Here is a 17,329-nt window from a genome sequence, read left to right on the forward strand (position 1 = left end):
TTAAAGCTCCTTCGTAAGATGAAATGGCAGTTCGGCGTAAAAGGCAGCCGCAATGTTAAGATGTTCCCGAGATGTGGTCTCATTCGGTGCGTGAGCAGCTGTTTCGTTGCCCGGCCCGAATCCAATAGTCGGAATTCCATGCCTCCCGGCTATGGATACACCATTTGTAGAAAATACCCATTTATCCACTATGGGTAAATGGCCAAGAACCACCGAAGCCGCCGAGATTCCGCCTTTAGTAAGTGGGTGGTCGATTGGTGTTTTCCAAGAAGGGAAATATGCCAAAATTGGATGTGAGACACCCGTGTAACTCTTTTTATTATACAATGGGACTTCGACTGAAGCCTCCTTCGGCAACAACTCGCTCACTTCACTCAACGCTGACTTTTTCGTTTCACCCCAGGTAATTCGACGGTCGAGGTGCATTCTGCAAATATCCGGCACAGCACATAGCGATGGAGACTCCGATCGGATTTGAGTAACAGCAACAGTTCCTTTACCGAGGAAATTATCCGTAGCAAGCCTTTCATTGAGTTTCTCGATATCAAGAGCAATTTTAGATGCGATATAAGCTGCATTCACACCGCGTTCCGGCGCTGAGCCGTGTGCAGAGATACCTTTTATCAGTATTTCCATCTCCATTCGCCCACGATGCCCTCTATATAGGGCTAAATTTGTGGGTTCCGTAATAACCGCGAAATCTGGAATTAGCCCCTCTTTCTCTATCATATAATCCCAACACAAACCGTCGCAATCCTCCTCCATAACAGTGAAAGTAAATACCATCTTGAACGGCAATTCGTCCTCGACCTCGGCCAGCATACGCGCGGCTGTTACCATAGATGCAGCCCCGCCTTTTTGATCCGTAGTTCCTCGGCCACGCACCTGAGAATCTGTTATCTCCCCCGAAAAGGGGTCCCAGTTCCATTGGCATAAATTCCCCGTATCGACAGTATCGATATGTGCATCGATGGCAATAATTCGTGGGCCGTGTCCCATACAAGCTACTAGATTACCCAAGCCGTCAATTTTACAATTGCACACACCCGAGGCCTCGAGTATGTCTTTAAGTTCGCGAATAACATGTTCTTCTCCGCAACTTAAGGATTTTATTTTTACTATTCTTGAAAGCGTTTCAGCAGTGAAATCCGCCAGCCGACTAGCTTCGGCAACATAATTCTTTCTCATCTTTCCTTCAGTTCTAAAGCCGAAAATTTACAGAAACTCGCACAAAAACCGCATCCGATACATTTTGTTAGATCGACACAGCATTTTCGGTCGATGACCGCAAGCGCGCCCTGCACGCATCTTTTTACACAAGCGCCACATGCCTCACATTTCTCGGGATCAACACTCATTCGGACATCACGTGATAGCCGTGCAGCAGATTTTATTTCATTATCGTAAAGGCCGATAATCTCGTTTACAGAAGTGAAATCGTGTGCATCGAGCCAACTGTCTATCTCGCCCACGATTTTACCATATATACTGTGCCCCTCGCGAATAGCCGCAGAACATACCTGCACCGCCGAAGCTCCGGCCATTAAAAATTTAACAGCATCCTCGCCCGAACTCACACCCCCAACACCGATGACCGGTTTATCCTGAACCTGAGTAAGTGTATTGACTATGCGAAGTGCAATAGGGGTTATAGGCGGGCCGGACATCCAACCATAGCCAGTTTGAGAACCAAGAAAAGGCACCCGTTTTTCTATATCGAAATCCAGTGTTGGCCCAAAGGAATTAACCGCGACAAAACCATCGACATGAGGAGATACAGCTTCGGCAAGTCGTTCTATCTCTGGAAAATTCGGAGATACTTTCATGAATATCGGTAAAGATACGGCCGCTTTAAGCCTCGAAGCAATCTCCACAATCGGATCGACAGAACTCCCGACATAATGTGTAGAAAACTCGATAGCATCGGGTGAAAGCTCGCGTTCGAGCATTGGACCCAACAATTCAACCTCATCGGCTCTGTATCCAATGGAAGCAATTATGGGCACACCCAACGATCTGATTTTCTGGCAATCAAATATAAAATCCTCGGCGGGTATCTCTGACCAGGTTTCGCAATTAACCAAACCCCGACATTCGGTATTGTGTATTGTAGGTCTTGGATCTTCAGCGGGTTTTACTGAAATCGTTTTTGTAACTATGGCACCGACACCGCTTTCCGCTGCCGCGAGCATTTGCGTCGCAGTTCGAACATTCGGCCCTGCCGCCGGCATAACCGGATTCTTAAACTCTATCCCACATATTCTCGTCGATAAATCAGCCATAAAACCTCTCGTGTAATTTTTTAGCAACTTTCCGGGCGGAAACAACTATCTCAAACTCATCGATACCTGTCAATTCACCCTCTTTTAGAATTATTCTTCCGTTTGCTATAGTCCAATAAGCCCTTGCATTTTTCGCGCCGAAAATCAGATGAGCAACGACATTGTCGCTATTTATCGGTGTTACCGGTCTATAATCGAGCACTGCAATATCCGCCGGCGAACCGATAGTTAGACCGCCACAATTCGGGAAGAATTTCTGAACCAGTAATCTTCGATTTTTAAAAATTGCGTAACCAAGCTCATCAAATACCGACTCCTCATTACTTCCATGAAGAAATTGGAAGCGCGCCTGTGAGATAATATCGCCAGACATGCCATCGGTACCGAATAAATAATCGGGTATGCGCTCTCGGTTCATCGCACCAACCCGGTTATTCCAATTAGATTCCGGGTTTGTCACTATTAAGGGTTTTGTATCATTGATAATCTGATAATCCTCCTCAGATAAATGGACACAATGAGCTAAAATTGAGCGGTTATCTAAAAGACCAAATTTGGCTATTCTTTGCACGGGACCATCGTAACCCAGTGAACGGCAATATTTAAAATCGTCTTTAGCTTCGCCGCAGTGTATGTGAATAGGCATATCAGAAGGTTTGCAACCAGCAATTCGAGCGAGAGACTTATCACAGAGTGTGAAGTTAGCATGAAGCCCAAACATCCCTTTAATATTATCTGAATCTCTGTGTTTTTCGAAAAAATCTATGTTTTCGGCAATATGGTCTGAAATATCGATTGTGCCATCACGCTCAGAGGTCTCGAAGCAAAGGACTCCACGAATACCAAATTCCTCGAAAACACTCTCGATAGTTTCTAGGCTTCCGCGTACGAAACCCATCGAAGCATGGTGGTCGAAAATCGTGGTTACACCATGTTTAATCGAATCGATAATCCCGATTCTCGCCGAAACAGCGATAGCTTCTTCATCGAGGATAGAATCGAGTCGCCACCAGAGATTATTCAGAATTCCAGCAAATGTCGAGGTTTCGCCGCGAGGGACAAGAGCGGTCGCCAACGCTGAATAAAGATGAGTATGAGCATTTGCCAACCCTGGGATTATAAGCCTTCCACCCACATCTATGGAATAGTCGGCAAGGGCGGAGATTTCGTCCGAAAAGCCAATACGCGCTATTTTTCCGCTTTCGATAAGCATACCACCATTTTCCACGAATATGCCTTCGCAATCTGTAACAACACCATTAATAAGCGCATATTTTTTCCTTTGTTGCATCATGTTCCGCACGACCTCATTAAATATCGCCCGAAACCCCTCTGCACCTCAATACCCGAATCACAGTCAAAAATAATCTTTCCGCGAAGCATCGTTTTTACAAGTTTCCCTTTAAACTCTTTTCCTTCGAATGGTGTAACCTTGCCCTTAGATAAGAAATTTTCACCCCTTACTTTCCAACTGGAACCCAAGTCAAAAAGCGCAAAATCGGCATCCTTTCCAACCTCGATGGAACCTTTCCGGTCAGATATACCGTAGCGCCGAGCCGCCGCTGTGGAAGTTACCTCGACGAGTCTGCTTAATCTGATTTTTCCTGCTAAATATCCCTCAGAGACCATAAAAGGTAACATAGTGCCGCTTCCCGGTATGCCTGAGTAGTCGGTCCATATTGAGCCGGTTTTCTTTTCGGATGTGGGACACGGGGCATGGTCGGATGCCACAAAAGAAATCTTCCCTTCTGCTAGAGCTTGCCAAAGAGCAGCTATATTCCCCTCGGATTTAACTGGCGGTGTTACTTTTAGAGCCGAACCAAGGAGTGAGAAATCATCGAGTTCGAAGGCCAGATAATGAGGTGCAGTCTCGCCGCTAATATCACCCTCACCGACCATAGAAGCACATGAACCCGCACTAAGGTGAACTATATGTAATTGAGCACCAACATAATGTGCTATAGCCACAGCACTGGAAACCGCGATTTCCTCGGCAATTTCTGGCCTGGAAAAGTAAAAGGCCTCTGGGCCATCATCGAGCTTGCTTATCTGCTTAGTTGCCGATTCTATATAATCGAAATCCTCCGCATGGAGCAAAACCGGGATACCCAACACTTTAGCCTCTTCGAGCACACACTCGAATCTAAAATGATCCAGTCGTCCAAAAGATTCCATCCCTGAGATAAAATAGGTCTTGAACCCAAGAACATAACGCGCGAGCTTCCTCATATTCAGGGGGAAATCCTCGTCGAAAGACTGCATGGATACACCGCCGAAGAGGCCGTAATCGATTATAGCTTTGGGGCTTATCACGTCAAGTTTCTTCGTGAGGTTTGCAACTGAGGTGACCGGTGGAATAGATGTGCAGGGCATATCTATTACTGTTGTTATACCTCCAGATGCAGAAAAGCAGGTAGCAGTGAAAAAATCCTCACGTTCGGTGAAACCCGGGTCGTTGAAATGGACATGCGGATCAATCCCCCCGGGAAGAACAAGTAACCCGTCGGCATCAACAATGACATCACCATCGATGAACTTCCCTATCTCCACAACAATTCCATCCACGATACGAATATCCGCACGCACCGGTTCATCATAATCCGGTAAAGCCAGCATTCCTCCGCGAATTATCAAATCACGCCCTCCTCAACCATCCTACGATAGACACGCTCTTGAGTAAAAGGCATTTCTAGCATGCGAACACCAATAGCATCGAAGATAGCGTTTGCTATAGCCGGTCCTGGGCCATTAATCGCAATCTCACCTGCGGATTTTGCCCCGAAGGGACCCGTTTTCTCGTAAGAATCGGCAATTATGGTTACCATTTCCGGAAGATCACGGGTGTTATATATCTTATAATCCCAGAAACTCGGATTTGTCATCTTACCAGAGGAGTTGAATATATACTCTTCGCAAAGGGCATAGCTTATCCCGTTGAGCGTTGCGCCCTCGACCTGGCCTTCGGCCAGTTTAGGATTAATTGGTTGACCGCAATCGATTGCCGACACGAATTTTATTACATCAACCTTACCAGTTTTAATATCAACTTCGACTTCGGCGAATTGAGCAATAAAAGGTGGAGGTGATTCTGTGCCAAAATAAGAGGCCGATGCTTGAATCTGAAATTGGTTTGTCTCGTAAAACGCGCGAGTGCATATATCACTATAAGTGACAAACTCATCCCCACCAAAACGGCGAACCCGGTCATGATGGAGGTAAAGTTCAACCGCTGAACATTTCAGTATCTCCCCCGCAACCTGAAGTATCTGATCACGCACCTTTTCAGCACACAGCCTAACTGCATTACCAGAAACATATGTGGTGGAAGAGGCATAAGCGCCTACATCGAAAGGAGTGAGATCGGTATCTGAAGAACGAACAATTAATTTTTCTACAGAAATGGAAAGCACCTCGGCTGCAATTTGGGCTAGGACGGTGTCCGAACCGGTGCCTAAATCGGTCGCGCCCATATGAAGATTGAACGAACCATCCTCGTTCATTTTCATATGCGCACTTGCCATATCTACACGCGGAATACCGGAACCTTGCATCGAGACAGAAAGCCCTACACCCTTAACCTTGTCTCCGACTCGAATACGCTTATCCCGTATTTTATACCAGTCGATGGCCTTTGCCCCTCTATCTATACATTCTGTGAGGCTACAGGAGTTAATATATTGCCCGACTCCCTCTTTTCCCTCTCCGAGGGCCGCAAAAACGGGTGAGGTTTCACCTATTTTAATAGTCCTATTCTTGCAATACTCAAGTATGTCCTGATTAATTCCCCTTGTGATCATATCGATAATCTGGCAATATGCGAAATAGCCCTGTGTTGCGCCATAACCGCGATAGGCCCCCCCAATCGGTAAATTAGAATAAACCGAAGTCCCTTCGAAATGAATATTCTTAATTTTGTTGAACAAGGGAAGCACCTTAGAACCGGCGTTCGAAAGGACAGTCAAAGCGTGACTACCATATGCGCCAGTGTTCATAAGTGCCTTCATTTCGAGCGCGGTTATCTTGCCGGAATTCTTAACGCCAGCGCGTATCGTCACACGCATGGGGTGCCTTGTGCGCGAAGAAATAAATACTTCTGAACGATTAAAAATAGCCTTTGATGGTCGGTGCGTCTTCCATGTTGTAAAGGCAACCACTTGCTCTAAAAACACCTCCTGCTTGCCTCCAAAACCACCACCTATTCGAGGTTTTATAACTCTTATAGCGCCAATTGGAATACCTAGTGTATGTGATACTATACGCCTAGCATGAAATGGAACCTGTGTTGCTGTAATGATCACTAATCTGCCGCGCTCATCAATATAGGCTAAGGCTGAATGCGGTTCTATAGCACAGTGGCTCGCATACTGCGTTCGAAAAGTTCCATCGACAATGAATTCAGCTGACTCGAAACCTTTTTGCATATCCCCAAATTTAATCTCAGCCTTGGCGGCGATATTTTTTTCGGGAATAAAGGCAGTCGGGATAGGCATATATTCCTCACCAAAATGAAGCCTTGGGGCATCGTCGTCCATCGCCTTTTCGTAGTCAAAAAGTGGGTCCATCTTTTCGTATTCAACCTCGATGGCATTAACTGCTCTCGTCGCTATTTCCGGCGAATCGGCTGCAACAGCCGCTACCCTGTCACCCACAAAACGGACTATATCTTCGAAAATATAGGTATCATATGGTGAGGGCTCGGGGTAACCCTGTCCTGCTGTGGTGTGCAACTTGCCCTTGGCGTTACCGTAATGCATGATTTCAGCCACTCCGGCAATCTTGCTTGCATTGCTCGAGTCTATTTTTATTATCCTTGCAAAAGCGTGGGGTGAGTATTTAAAGGCTATAAAAAGCGGATTTGTAAGAGGAAAATCATCCACAAAACGCTCATTACCCGTTGCGAGAGCAAGAGAGTCAATCTTTTTAACCGATTTACCGATGCTATTAAAATCATTCATTTTCGTTCATCCTTTTCGCGGCAAGTTTAACAGCATCGATTATCTTTGAATAACCGGTGCAGCGGCATAGATTGCCATCGAGGGCTGTTTTTATTTCCTCATCCGATGGATTGGGATTCTTTGTGAGAAGAGCGTGAGTCGAAAGCACCATTCCGGGTGTGCAGAAACCGCATTGAACCGCGCCGGCATCTACAAAGGCTACTTGAATGGGGTGTGGATTATGGATATCCCCTATTCCTTTTACAGTCAATATTTTACGCCCCATGGTCTGCGCAGCGAAACACTGACACGAATTAACCGGCTTGTCATCGAGTAGAACCAGACACGCACCACAATCTCCCTCTTTACACCCCTCCTTAACCTCTACAAAACCGTTATCCCGCAGAACTCTTAGTAGTGTTGCTTGCGAAGCAAATTCTATTTCACACACCGAGCCGTTTATATCGAATGAACCTCTCATATTCTATCCTTTTAAAATTTTGGCAAGCCCGCGTTCGAGTTCTATCTCGAAGAGCTTTCGAAGGTATTCGGGAGTTCCGAGGGGCTTTTTCCCGAACTTAATATCTGTTTTTTTTCCTATACCGATGAGATTGATTTTGCTTATGGGCTTATCTCTCAGAATTTTCTCTATTTCGGTTAGCCTCTTGAATTTATTTTTACAACCAACCACAATTATTCGGCAGTCACCGATTTCATCGCCCTTAATGTCGGCGAGAATCGAAATATTAAACGACGAATAATCGAAATTCGTTCGTTTGGCGGAGTAGAAATAAGATTTCCAGCCCTTTTCGAGGAATTTTACTCCTAAAATAAGTCTCTGCGTGCGTTCGTTATCCGCGAGATACTGCTCTATTGGAATAGCCCTGGGTTCACCATCGAAGATAACGACTTCCGCTTCGTGTGCCACCAGCGGCCCGATAACATTCGACCACATCGGGAAAGCAGCTATGCTCCCTCCTATCGTTATATGATTCCTAAGAGGAGTGGAGGCCGAACTCGTTAACGACTTCACTATAAGCGAGTCCCTACCGAGATACTCGATGACTTGGCTGAATCTCGCCATAGCGCCGATTTTTACTATTCCATCATCTATTGTAATTTTCTCCTCTAGCGCTCCATTTAGATCAACCATTTTTTCTATTTTAGATAGATCCCTTTTCAAAAGCCATGTTCCACCGGCACAAAGGGTCGAGCCACCTTTAAACGCGGCAAGAACTTCCTTTTGCGACGAGGGAAATTCCCATTTCATTTCATTAATATCCATGCATTCAGCTCCACTTGTGATTATCCATTTAATCATGAAAAATAATTCTTTGAAAATTCTAAGTCAAGGTAAATTGTTTAGTATAATATTTAATTGAATTCATTTAAAGCTAACAAATATCAAATATTCTTCTACTACTCAGGCTTGCGCTCACACAATTAATTGGCGGCATTTCCGACTATTATTCACCGTTAAATAGCTTATACTACAATCTAAAACATATTTCAAAAACCACTTCAAAAAGGACAGTATAATGATTATATAATTTATTGCTTTTAGGAGGTTTAATGTTTGAAATTAAGATATTTAAAGAAAAAGACCGAACGACGGTAGCGAGAAGATATAATTCGAAAGCCTATCCCGATGTGCCTTGGTTCGATTTTGCTACAGAGCTTACGAAACTTGGACATCTAAGTAAAGAATGGGGTATAGTCGAGTATCTCTCCGAACGAGAATGGGATCCTGAAGATCACGATTACTATCTTCTTTTGGAAGTTCATGGCGAAATTAAAATCGAACCACCGTTTGAGAAACGTATTCTCCACGGGGGTAAGGTAGCATCTATTCTACACAGAGGCGATTTTTCCTGCCTCGAAAAACCATACACTCGTCTTTTAAATTGGATCGAAGAAAATGGCTACCATATTTCGGGAAATCTGCGTAAAATACATCTTCGCTGCCCACGAAACACAATCGATACCGAGGGCTTTGTAACTGAATTACAGATACCTATCGACAAAGAAGTAGGCCAATGAAATCTCTGCTTGCTAAGTTCAATGATGGCTCTTCGCGCGCGCTCGCAAAAATTGTCTCGATAATCGAGAACAGAACCGAGGGCTATGAGAAACTGATGGCCGAACTTTACCATAAGCCCAACCAAAACTCATACCGAGTGGGCATTACTGGCCCTCCCGGAGCAGGCAAAAGCTCGCTTCTCGATAGAATAGCCCTTACATCGAAGTATTCCGATTACCCCATCGGCATAGTGGCAATCGACCCAAGCAGTTCTTTCACCGGTGGAGCGATTCTTGGTGATAGAGTTCGAATGCGGGATCTAGCGACAAAAGAGAATATCTATATTCGTAGCATGGCTTCTCGCGGTTCGATGGGAGGTTTATCCGAGGCCACAAAGGATGTCCTTGTGGCGCTTGAGGCCTTCGGAAAAGAATTTATACTTCTCGAAACGGTCGGTGTTGGTCAGGTAGAATTGGATATTATCGATGCTTCCGACACGGTTGTAGTCGTCCTGACCCCAGAATCCGGCGACTCGATACAGGCCATGAAAAGCGGTATTATCGAGATCGCTGATATTTTTGCGGTCAATAAATCGGATAGGGAAGGCGCTGAGTATTTCGCAATGGAACTAAGCACCATTCTCGACTTGAAAGAGCGCACCGATACAAGCTGGATTCCCCCAATAATAAATACTATAGCATCCACCGGCGAAGGGGTGGACGATCTCGTTTCGGCGATAGAATCTCACAAGAAATTCAAACTCAAAACTGGCCTTTTCAAGGCACATCGAATCCGGCAAATACAGCAAAAAATCAAAGAAACCATTATTTCGAGAATTGATATATTTATCGAGAATGAAGGCTTATTGGATAACGATTTGGATCAGATTGCCGAAGATATTATCGTGGGTCAAAACGATCCATATACATTTGTTGACAGCAAATTCCCGATTCGTAAATTCAGACTTATAAAATAATCGAGGATATCAAGAAAGGGCTTTCGGTGCTTCAATGATTCAGGTTTATACAGGCAATGGCAAGGGTAAAACCACAGCAGCACTCGGTTTGGCCTTTAGGGCTTGTGGCCATAGTAAAAAAGTGATCATGATTCAATTCATGAAAGGTGACATCGAATACGGCGAGATCACCGCATCTAAAAAACTGGATGGTTTCTCAATCCATCAGTTCGGTTTACCAACCTTCGTTAAAAAGGGAGAACCTTCACCAGAAGACCTTCGCCTTGCAAAAGCCGGTTTCGATTTTGCAAAGAAAACTATCACCGAGACTAAACACGATATTGTAATCCTCGATGAGATAAATGTCGCTATTGATTACGGCCTTATCGAACTCGATGATTTGCTTAAGTTACTGAACGATGTCCCATCAGATATGGAGATAATCCTCACCGGGAGATATGCAAATCCGGCCATTCTCGAAAGGTCGGACTTAGTCACAGAAATGCGAGAGATAAAACACCCTTATATAAAAGGTGTAGCCGCGCGCGAAGGAATTGAGTTTTAGGAATTATCTTACTGTCATTCCCTCAAAAGCGGGAATCTAGTCTCGATGAAACAAAGCAATTTTCTATTTAGCAGAAATAACAACGAATCCACCGCCGGCTATCTTCGATATTATTTGTGCAGGAATTACTTTACCCAAAGCTGACCCAAGAACCACCGCAAATGCCGAGGATAAAACCAAGGCCAAACCAGAAGCAAAGAAAACTACAAAAGACTTATTGGTTTTACTAGCGAAGAGGAAGCGTTGCAAGTTGCGTTTTATCGCCTAATTCCGCAAGAAAAATAGTCCCGAATGCTACAAAAAAAGTCTTCCAATACATTATTTGCCTTCAGTTTTCGCCTTCTCTTCAATGGTTTTTGAATTTTTATCTTCCGGTTTCGTCTCTCCGGTTTCTATTGTTTTTTCGGGCTTGGAGCCAATTGTTGCTGAAGACTTGCCTTTGCCATAATCGGTGACATACCAACCCGAACCTTTGAATATCACTCCAGAACCTCCGTAAATTACTCTTTTGAGTTCACCCCCACACTTAGGGCAAACACAAAGCGGGCTATCGGAGATCTTTTGAAATTCCTCGAAAACATAACCACAAGCCTTGCATTTGTATTCATAAGTCGGCATAATTACCTTTCTTTTTCGCTATCTCTTCGCCGCTTAACACCATCTTTTCTTTCTCCACAGTTTTCGAGCCAACCGCTCCTAATAGCTGTGAGATTTTCTTTCTCGATAAATCCCGGAACATAAGGTTTTATATCAATAATCGGGGTTTTATCTAGAATATCCAGACCGCTTACCTCGATAAATCTGCCTTCGATTCCAAGGTTTTGTAAAACCGAAATACCCAGACGATTGGGGCGATATGGTGACCTGGTTGCAAACACTCCCCTTTTCTCGTCACCTAAATAAGGATAAGTGAGGAGTTCAAAACCATCCGAGCGGTCGAAAACGAATATTACTGTGATGAGTGAAAATCCCTTTACGTCTTTGAGACCTTCCGTAAACTCCGGGAAAACCTCTATTTTGCCCTGAAATTCGGAATATTTAGGCTGTATTGGGGCCTCGGATTTAGATTTCAAAGGCGAATGGACAACTCCGATGGGTTTTATTTCGAATACTTTCATTTCAATTTACCAACAGACTCAGCAATACGCGGAACTCCGCGTCTAATGTTATCCTCGCTACACGCAAAGGAAAACCGCATATAACAATCCGCGCCAAACGAACCGCCGGGCACAGCAGCGATAAGCGCATCGTCCAAAAGGTAATCCGCAGCATCGAAACAGGATTTAATGGTATCGCCGTTGGGTTTAACCTTTCCCATCCAATTTTTGATATCACAGAACAAATAGAATGCACCATCAGGCACAAAAGGAATGATGCCGGGAACATCCTTTAGGAGTGAAATAAAAAGGTCTCTTCTACTGGAATACTGTGCGACCCAATCAACCATGAATGAGTCATCGCTTTGAAGAGCCACCTCTGCGGCATATTGGCTTATACTCGAGGGACAACTCGTTGTGTGGCTTTGTATTTTACCAGCACGTGAAATCAATTCCGCCGGGGCTGCAGCCCAACCAATTCGCCAGCCGGTCATCGAAAACGCCTTGCTAACACCATTTACTACAATAGTCCGTTCTGCCATTTCAGGAAATGAGAAAGCTATTGAGGAATGTTCTTTTTTATCAAAAATAAGCCTACTATATATTTCATCACTTAATATCCATATATTGGGGTGCTTAAGCAGAACTTCAGCTAACGCCCGAAGCTCAGATTTGGAATAGACTGTGCCAGTCGGATTATTGGGTGAATTTAGCAGCACCATTCGAGTTTTAGGGGTAATATGAGCTTCGAGGAGCTCTGGTGTAAGCTTAAAACCCTCTTCGCGACTAGTTTTTACTATCACTGGCACTGCGCTCGCAAATTTAACTATATCGGGATAACTAACCCAATAAGGTGAGGCGAATATAACCTCCTCTCCCGGATCGACTGAGGTGAGAATAGAAACAGCGATAGCGAATTTTGCACCAGTCGATATTAAAACCTGATTAGGTTTATATTCGACACCCACTTCATGAGCCATCCATTTAGCGACGATTTCGCGTAATTTTGGTGTGCCACTACTTGCTGTATATCCGGTAATATTCTTTTCAATTGCTTCAATTCCTGCCAACCTAACTGGATTTGGCGTATTGAAATCAGGTTGGCCTGCGGAAAAACTTATTATATCAAGACCTTCGGAAACTAATCTTTTAGCTTTTGCGGCTATTGCAAGAGTTGGTGAATTGCTCATCTGCGAGCTTAGAAATGAGTATTTCATAATTCCTCCATAAATATTTTGTAAGGCATTCATTATATTTATGATGTTTGTTCATTCAAAGGATTATTTTCTATTCATTCGGTTCATTGAGCGAAATATTTGCTGCTCTGATAACTTTACCTTTGGCAGAAGAAACCGCTATTATAAAAATTTAACTCTCTATTTATACAAATTGAACCTACAGCCAGTGTAATAGTGATTTATGACTTACACCGGAACATTCAAAAAATTGTCTCGATTAATTCATTTTACATCTCATTCACACCTCTCTTTTACTGACCGGATTCTTCCCTTCGCTTATTACTTGATTTCCTTCCATAAGAAAGTAAATTAAATTTAAACTGAAAGGATAACATGGAAAAATACCCTCTTATTATTGGTAACGAAGAGCTTTATATCGAAAATGCGATGACTGTTTACTCGCCATTCGATGGTAAAAAGGTTGGCGAGGTATGTATAGCCGGCAAAAATGAAATAGAATTAGCGTTGTGTAAAGCACATAGTGCCTTTCCTCTATTCTCGAAAACACATATTAAGTTTCGAGTATCACTTTTAAACAAGATCGATTCCCTCCTCGAGGAACGATCAGAGGAATTCGCTAAAATGATCACTGCCGAATGCGGAAAACCTATTCGAGATGCACGAGGCGAGGTTTCCCGCACGCGCGAAACCTTTAGGCTTTCCGCAGTTGCAGCGCAAGAACATATGGGAGGAAAAGTCATACCCTTTTCGCTTGCCTCAAATGGCGCTGACAAATGGGGTTTCTATCAAAGATTCCCTGCGGGACCTGTGCTTGCAATAACACCGTTTAACTTCCCGCTTAACCTAGCAGCACACAAGATAGGCCCAGCTATCGCGGTGGGTAATCCCTTTATATTAAAGCCAGCCGAACAAACACCTATCACCGGTTATTTACTCGGCAAACTGCTTCTCGATGCGGGGCTTCCGAAGGGAACAGTTTCTGTATTAAACGGCCTCGGTCCCGATGTGGGCGAACCCATGGCTAAAGACGAACGAATAAAGGTTGTCACATTCACCGGTAGCCCGGTTGTTGGTGCACATTTATCAAAAATATGTGGAATAAAACACACCGCGTTCGAGCTTGGCTCGAACGCGGCCGTCTATGTCCACCACGATGCCGACCTCATGCGCTCCGCCGACAGGATAATCTCCGGTGGTTTCGCCAATGCCGGCCAGATATGTATCTCGACACAACGAGTTTATGCCGATTCTAATATTTTCGACGAGCTTATCGACCTTATTCTCATCGGAACTAAGTCTCTCAAAGTTGGCGATCCGAAGGAAGAACTAACCGCAATTGGACCAATGATCTCCGAGGAAGCTGCCGAACGCGCAAATCTATGGTTAAAAAAAGCAGTCTCTCTCGGCGCTAAAATTCTAATCGGAGGCAAAAGACGCGGGACGCTTTTTTCGCCCACTGTAATCACAGAAATCCCGGACGAATGTGAGCTCGCGCGCGAAGAGGTCTTTGCCCCGATAATAGCCGTGAACTCCGTAGCTTCCGCCGATGAAGGCTTATTCAAAATTAGCGATACCAAATATGGTCTTCATGCAGCAATCTTCACAAAAGATATAGATTTGGCTCGAAAAGCCTTTGAAAATATCGAGGTTGGCGGAATTATTATCAATGATATTCCAACATTTAGAGCCGATCTTATGCCCTACGGCGGCACAAAGCTTTCTGGCATAGGCCGTGAAGGCCCGGAATTCGCCATAGAACATATGACATACTGGAAAAACTTTGTCGTCCACAAAAACGAAAATAACTGATAATGACTTAAGAAACCTGAATATATAACAGCTTCTCGACTACCTTTAATACTTGCGCTGTCTTTATTTCTATAAAAACAAATATCTTTTATGGAAATCGAGAAGATTTTTGAATATAATAAGAAGGATTTTTGAAATTTTTTATTGTTAATAAAAACACATAGAAATTTTACGAAAGGGATTTAGGCCAAAGGGCCAAATTTTGAATCGATTCGGGCGTCCGCCCCAAGTGGGAGGAAAGTCCGGGCTCGTGAAGCTAGCGTGCCGGGGATAATCCCGGGCTTATAGTAGTTTGCTTTAGGACGGAAAGTGCCACAGAAACTATACCGCCTCAATTATTCGGGGTAAGGGTGAAAAGTGTGGGATTAAGACCCCACTCGGCTTGTTGAAAAACACTGCCGTGGTAAACCCCGCGTCGAGCAAGGCCAAATAGAAGGATAGGGGTGGCTTCCCCCTTTGATCCTCGGGTAGGCCGCAGAAGTGTCGAGGTAACTCGGCATACAGATAGATGGACGCCCCCCATTACAGGGGACAAAATCCGGCTTATAGAATCGGTTCAATTCTCGATAAGTTTCTATGATAAATATGAAAGGGGTTCCATAATGAAATGGACCCTATCTGAGCAGGTCAATCCAAGACTCGCAAGAGAGCTTGCGAAAGAGCTTGAAGTTCCCCGAATAATTAGCCAAATTCTGGTTAATAGAGAGGTTTCCACCGCTGAAGCGATGAAAACCTTTTTTTATCCAACATTAGAAAATCTTCTCGATCCAATGGAACTTCCGGGCATGGAGAAGGCAGTTAAACGAATTATTTCTGCTTTAGCTAATCGAGAAAAAATAGTTATTTTTGGAGATTATGATGTAGATGGAATAACTGCTACCGCACTTCTATATCTCGTCCTCACACGCTTTGGTGGCGATGTCGAATGGTATCTTCCCGACAGAGTCGAAGAGGGCTATGGCCTCAGCAAAGGTGGCATTGACAACGCAGTGGAGAAGGGCGTTACGCTTCTTGTTTCTGTCGATTGCGGCATTACCGGAATAAAGGAGGTAGCATACGCTACCTCTGTGGGAGTAGATTGCGTTATTACAGATCACCACGAACCAGCAGAAGTGCTTCCCGATGCTGTTGCACTTGTCGATCCAAAACTTGGCCCAGAAGACTCTCCTTCAAGGGAATTAGCTGGAGTCGGTGTGGCGTTTAAAGTCGCCGAAGCACTTTTCGATGAGCTTCACGAAGACAAGAGCGCCCTCTTTGAACACCTCGATCTCGTGGGCCTCGGCACAATAGCAGATATAGTTCCACTTGTAGGGGAAAATCGCATACTCGCCAAGTTTGGGCTTAGGCAAATCGAATCAACCAAAAAACCCGGTTTGAAAAGCCTTCTTCAGGTTACAAGCCTATGGGGCACAGAGCTTTTTAGCTGGAACATTGTTTTTGTTCTTGCACCACGCCTTAATGCAGTCGGAAGGATCGGCTCTGCTGCGAGCGCCTTTAAATTGCTTACTACACACGATACAATGCAGGCCGCTCAAATGGCTCGCGTTCTCGAAGAAGAAAATAAAAAACGAAAAAAACTAGATGAACAGATTTTTGAAAGCGCTGTGGATTTGGTCGAAAACACCGTCGATCTCGAAAACGAAAAGGCTATTGTAATTGACTCTTCAGATTGGCACGTAGGAGTGATAGGTATCGTAGCTAGCAGACTCGTAGAAAAATATCACAGACCTTCTGTTCTTATCTCCACTGCCGAGGGCGAGGGACAAGGAAGCGCAAGAACTATATCGAGTTTCCACCTCCTAGATGCTATTAAAGACTCAAGTGAATATCTTGAAAAATTCGGTGGCCACAAATATGCAGCCGGTCTATGTATAAAACCAGAAAAAATCGAGGATTTTCGAAGAGAGTTCCTACGTGTAGCTAGAGAGAGACTCACCGATAATGACCTAGAACCACAACTGAAAATCGATGCCAAAATCGACGTTTCTGAAATCGATATGCAACTGCTCGATTGGCTGAAACTCTTCTCTCCATACGGCCCAAAAAATATGCGGCCAATATTCTCAATTACTAACGCCGATCTATTCGAGCAAACACGAACAGTAGGAAAAAACCACCTTCGCTTTAGAGTAAAAACCGGGAAAAAAGCTATCGATGCTATAGCATTCGGTTACGGTGAAATGAAATATGCAATCGATAACGCTATTGAACCAATAAACTTAGCTTTCGTTATCGAATCAAACGATTACTATGGATATCCTCAACTCCAACTCAGAATAAAAGATATATTTATCGGGGATTTGCAACTCTAGAAATGAATACAAATTAAACCATTTCTAGCAAATAGCTTTAAGCCAATACAAAAATAAGCTCTGCAAATAATAACCAATATTGAGCACTGGCGCGGGCTGGGACGCTATAATAAAACTTGCCAAAACTTGCAATTTTTATTACAGCGAGGAAAAAGG

15 protein-coding genes, 1 other RNA gene and 1 pseudogene are annotated in these 17,329 nt (G+C 44.1%); 6 read left to right on the forward strand and 11 right to left on the reverse strand.

Translation table 11 applies throughout. The features are described from left to right. Genes KAH81_02070 through KAH81_02100 form a run of 7 tightly spaced genes read right to left on the reverse strand, consistent with a single transcriptional unit; the run spans position 1 to position 8,537 of the window. A complete protein-coding gene (locus tag KAH81_02070) occupies positions 1 to 1,188 on the reverse strand; it encodes a YgeY family selenium metabolism-linked hydrolase (GenBank protein MCK5832434.1) in 1,188 nt (395 codons plus the stop codon). After that, entirely contained in the window at positions 1,185 to 2,282 is a 1,098-nt protein-coding gene (locus KAH81_02075; GenBank protein MCK5832435.1) for a 4Fe-4S binding protein, read from the reverse strand. Before KAH81_02075 ends, KAH81_02070 begins: the two co-directional genes overlap by 4 nt. Then, positions 2,275 to 3,573, reverse strand: a complete 1,299-nt coding sequence (locus KAH81_02080; GenBank protein ID MCK5832436.1) for an amidohydrolase family protein — start codon at positions 3,571 to 3,573, stop codon at positions 2,275 to 2,277. The genes KAH81_02075 and KAH81_02080 overlap by 8 nt, the downstream gene beginning before the upstream one ends. Continuing rightward, positions 3,573 to 4,916, reverse strand: a complete 1,344-nt coding sequence (locus tag KAH81_02085) for an amidohydrolase family protein (protein MCK5832437.1) — start codon at positions 4,914 to 4,916, stop codon at positions 3,573 to 3,575. Before KAH81_02085 ends, KAH81_02080 begins: the two co-directional genes overlap by 1 nt. Further along, entirely contained in the window at positions 4,913 to 7,237 is a 2,325-nt protein-coding gene (locus tag KAH81_02090) for a molybdopterin-dependent oxidoreductase (GenBank protein MCK5832438.1), read from the reverse strand. Before KAH81_02090 ends, KAH81_02085 begins: the two co-directional genes overlap by 4 nt. After that, positions 7,230 to 7,697, reverse strand: a complete 468-nt coding sequence (locus KAH81_02095; protein ID MCK5832439.1) for a (2Fe-2S)-binding protein — start codon at positions 7,695 to 7,697, stop codon at positions 7,230 to 7,232. Before KAH81_02095 ends, KAH81_02090 begins: the two co-directional genes overlap by 8 nt. A gap of 3 nt (positions 7,698 to 7,700) precedes the next feature. Continuing rightward, on the reverse strand, positions 7,701 to 8,537 hold the full coding sequence (locus tag KAH81_02100) for an FAD binding domain-containing protein (GenBank protein ID MCK5832440.1): 837 nt from the start codon (positions 8,535 to 8,537) through the stop codon (positions 7,701 to 7,703). Positions 8,538 to 8,788: 251 nt separating this feature from the next. Between KAH81_02100 and KAH81_02105 the strand changes: the two genes are divergently transcribed. Genes KAH81_02105 through cobO form a run of 3 tightly spaced genes read left to right on the forward strand, consistent with a single transcriptional unit; the run spans position 8,789 to position 10,756 of the window. Beyond that, the gene (locus KAH81_02105; GenBank protein ID MCK5832441.1) at positions 8,789 to 9,256 is read left to right on the forward strand and encodes a GyrI-like domain-containing protein; all 468 of its coding nucleotides are present in this window, start codon (positions 8,789 to 8,791) and stop codon (positions 9,254 to 9,256) included. Next, the gene (gene meaB, locus KAH81_02110; protein ID MCK5832442.1) at positions 9,253 to 10,212 is read left to right on the forward strand and encodes a methylmalonyl Co-A mutase-associated GTPase MeaB; all 960 of its coding nucleotides are present in this window, start codon (positions 9,253 to 9,255) and stop codon (positions 10,210 to 10,212) included. The genes KAH81_02105 and meaB overlap by 4 nt, the downstream gene beginning before the upstream one ends. 34 nt (positions 10,213 to 10,246) lie before the next feature. Next, complete coding sequence (gene cobO / locus KAH81_02115; protein ID MCK5832443.1) at positions 10,247 to 10,756, forward strand: cob(I)yrinic acid a,c-diamide adenosyltransferase; 510 nt, start codon at positions 10,247 to 10,249, stop codon at positions 10,754 to 10,756. 63 nt (positions 10,757 to 10,819) lie between these two features. On the opposite strand, the pseudogene KAH81_02120 reads toward cobO, so the two are convergent. The 4 genes and pseudogenes from KAH81_02120 to KAH81_02135 all read right to left on the reverse strand — a co-directional run bounded on the left by KAH81_02120 (position 10,820) and on the right by KAH81_02135 (position 13,070). After that, positions 10,820 to 11,075 (reverse strand): annotated as a pseudogene (locus tag KAH81_02120) (TMEM165/GDT1 family protein). Beyond that, on the reverse strand, positions 11,075 to 11,374 hold the full coding sequence (locus KAH81_02125) for a zinc ribbon domain-containing protein (protein MCK5832444.1): 300 nt from the start codon (positions 11,372 to 11,374) through the stop codon (positions 11,075 to 11,077). The pseudogene KAH81_02120 and the gene KAH81_02125 overlap by 1 nt, the downstream one beginning before the upstream one ends. Positions 11,375 to 11,376: 2 nt before the next feature. Continuing rightward, a complete protein-coding gene (gene tsaA, locus KAH81_02130; protein ID MCK5832445.1) occupies positions 11,377 to 11,874 on the reverse strand; it encodes a tRNA (N6-threonylcarbamoyladenosine(37)-N6)-methyltransferase TrmO in 498 nt (165 codons plus the stop codon). Next, on the reverse strand, positions 11,871 to 13,070 hold the full coding sequence (locus KAH81_02135) for a pyridoxal phosphate-dependent aminotransferase (GenBank protein ID MCK5832446.1): 1,200 nt from the start codon (positions 13,068 to 13,070) through the stop codon (positions 11,871 to 11,873). The genes tsaA and KAH81_02135 overlap by 4 nt, the downstream gene beginning before the upstream one ends. 354 nt (positions 13,071 to 13,424) lie before the next feature. Between KAH81_02135 and KAH81_02140 the strand changes: the two genes are divergently transcribed. The 3 genes from KAH81_02140 (at position 13,425) to recJ (ending at position 17,173) form a co-directional block, all read left to right on the forward strand. Beyond that, on the forward strand, positions 13,425 to 14,861 hold the full coding sequence (locus KAH81_02140) for an aldehyde dehydrogenase family protein (GenBank protein ID MCK5832447.1): 1,437 nt from the start codon (positions 13,425 to 13,427) through the stop codon (positions 14,859 to 14,861). 204 nt (positions 14,862 to 15,065) lie between these two features. After that, positions 15,066 to 15,423: RNase P RNA component class A (gene rnpB, locus KAH81_02145), an RNA gene on the forward strand. Between the two features lie 40 nt (positions 15,424 to 15,463). Continuing rightward, the gene (gene recJ, locus KAH81_02150; GenBank protein ID MCK5832448.1) at positions 15,464 to 17,173 is read left to right on the forward strand and encodes a single-stranded-DNA-specific exonuclease RecJ; all 1,710 of its coding nucleotides are present in this window, start codon (positions 15,464 to 15,466) and stop codon (positions 17,171 to 17,173) included. Positions 17,174 to 17,329: the final 156 nt, after the last annotated feature.

The sequence above is a fragment of the bacterium genome (assembly GCA_023145965.1).
In the GTDB taxonomy this organism is placed as follows: Bacteria; UBP14; UBA6098; order UBA6098; family UBA6098; genus UBA6098.

Coding starts and splice junctions, on each gene's coding strand:
- KAH81_02070 (MCK5832434.1), bottom strand. CDS start 1,188: ATGAGAAAGAATTATGTTGCCGAAGCTAGTCGGCTGGCGGATTTCACT.
- KAH81_02075 (MCK5832435.1), bottom strand. CDS start 2,282: ATGGCTGATTTATCGACGAGAATATGTGGGATAGAGTTTAAGAATCCG.
- KAH81_02080 (MCK5832436.1), bottom strand. CDS start 3,573: ATGCAACAAAGGAAAAAATATGCGCTTATTAATGGTGTTGTTACAGAT.
- KAH81_02090 (MCK5832438.1), bottom strand. CDS start 7,237: ATGAATGATTTTAATAGCATCGGTAAATCGGTTAAAAAGATTGACTCT.
- KAH81_02095 (MCK5832439.1), bottom strand. CDS start 7,697: ATGAGAGGTTCATTCGATATAAACGGCTCGGTGTGTGAAATAGAATTT.
- KAH81_02100 (MCK5832440.1), bottom strand. CDS start 8,537: ATGATTAAATGGATAATCACAAGTGGAGCTGAATGCATGGATATTAAT.
- KAH81_02105 (MCK5832441.1), top strand. CDS start 8,789: ATGTTTGAAATTAAGATATTTAAAGAAAAAGACCGAACGACGGTAGCG.
- meaB (MCK5832442.1), top strand. CDS start 9,253: ATGAAATCTCTGCTTGCTAAGTTCAATGATGGCTCTTCGCGCGCGCTC.
- cobO (MCK5832443.1), top strand. CDS start 10,247: ATGATTCAGGTTTATACAGGCAATGGCAAGGGTAAAACCACAGCAGCA.
- KAH81_02125 (MCK5832444.1), bottom strand. CDS start 11,374: ATGCCGACTTATGAATACAAATGCAAGGCTTGTGGTTATGTTTTCGAG.
- tsaA (MCK5832445.1), bottom strand. CDS start 11,874: ATGAAAGTATTCGAAATAAAACCCATCGGAGTTGTCCATTCGCCTTTG.
- KAH81_02135 (MCK5832446.1), bottom strand. CDS start 13,070: ATGAAATACTCATTTCTAAGCTCGCAGATGAGCAATTCACCAACTCTT.
- KAH81_02140 (MCK5832447.1), top strand. CDS start 13,425: ATGGAAAAATACCCTCTTATTATTGGTAACGAAGAGCTTTATATCGAA.
- recJ (MCK5832448.1), top strand. CDS start 15,464: ATGAAATGGACCCTATCTGAGCAGGTCAATCCAAGACTCGCAAGAGAG.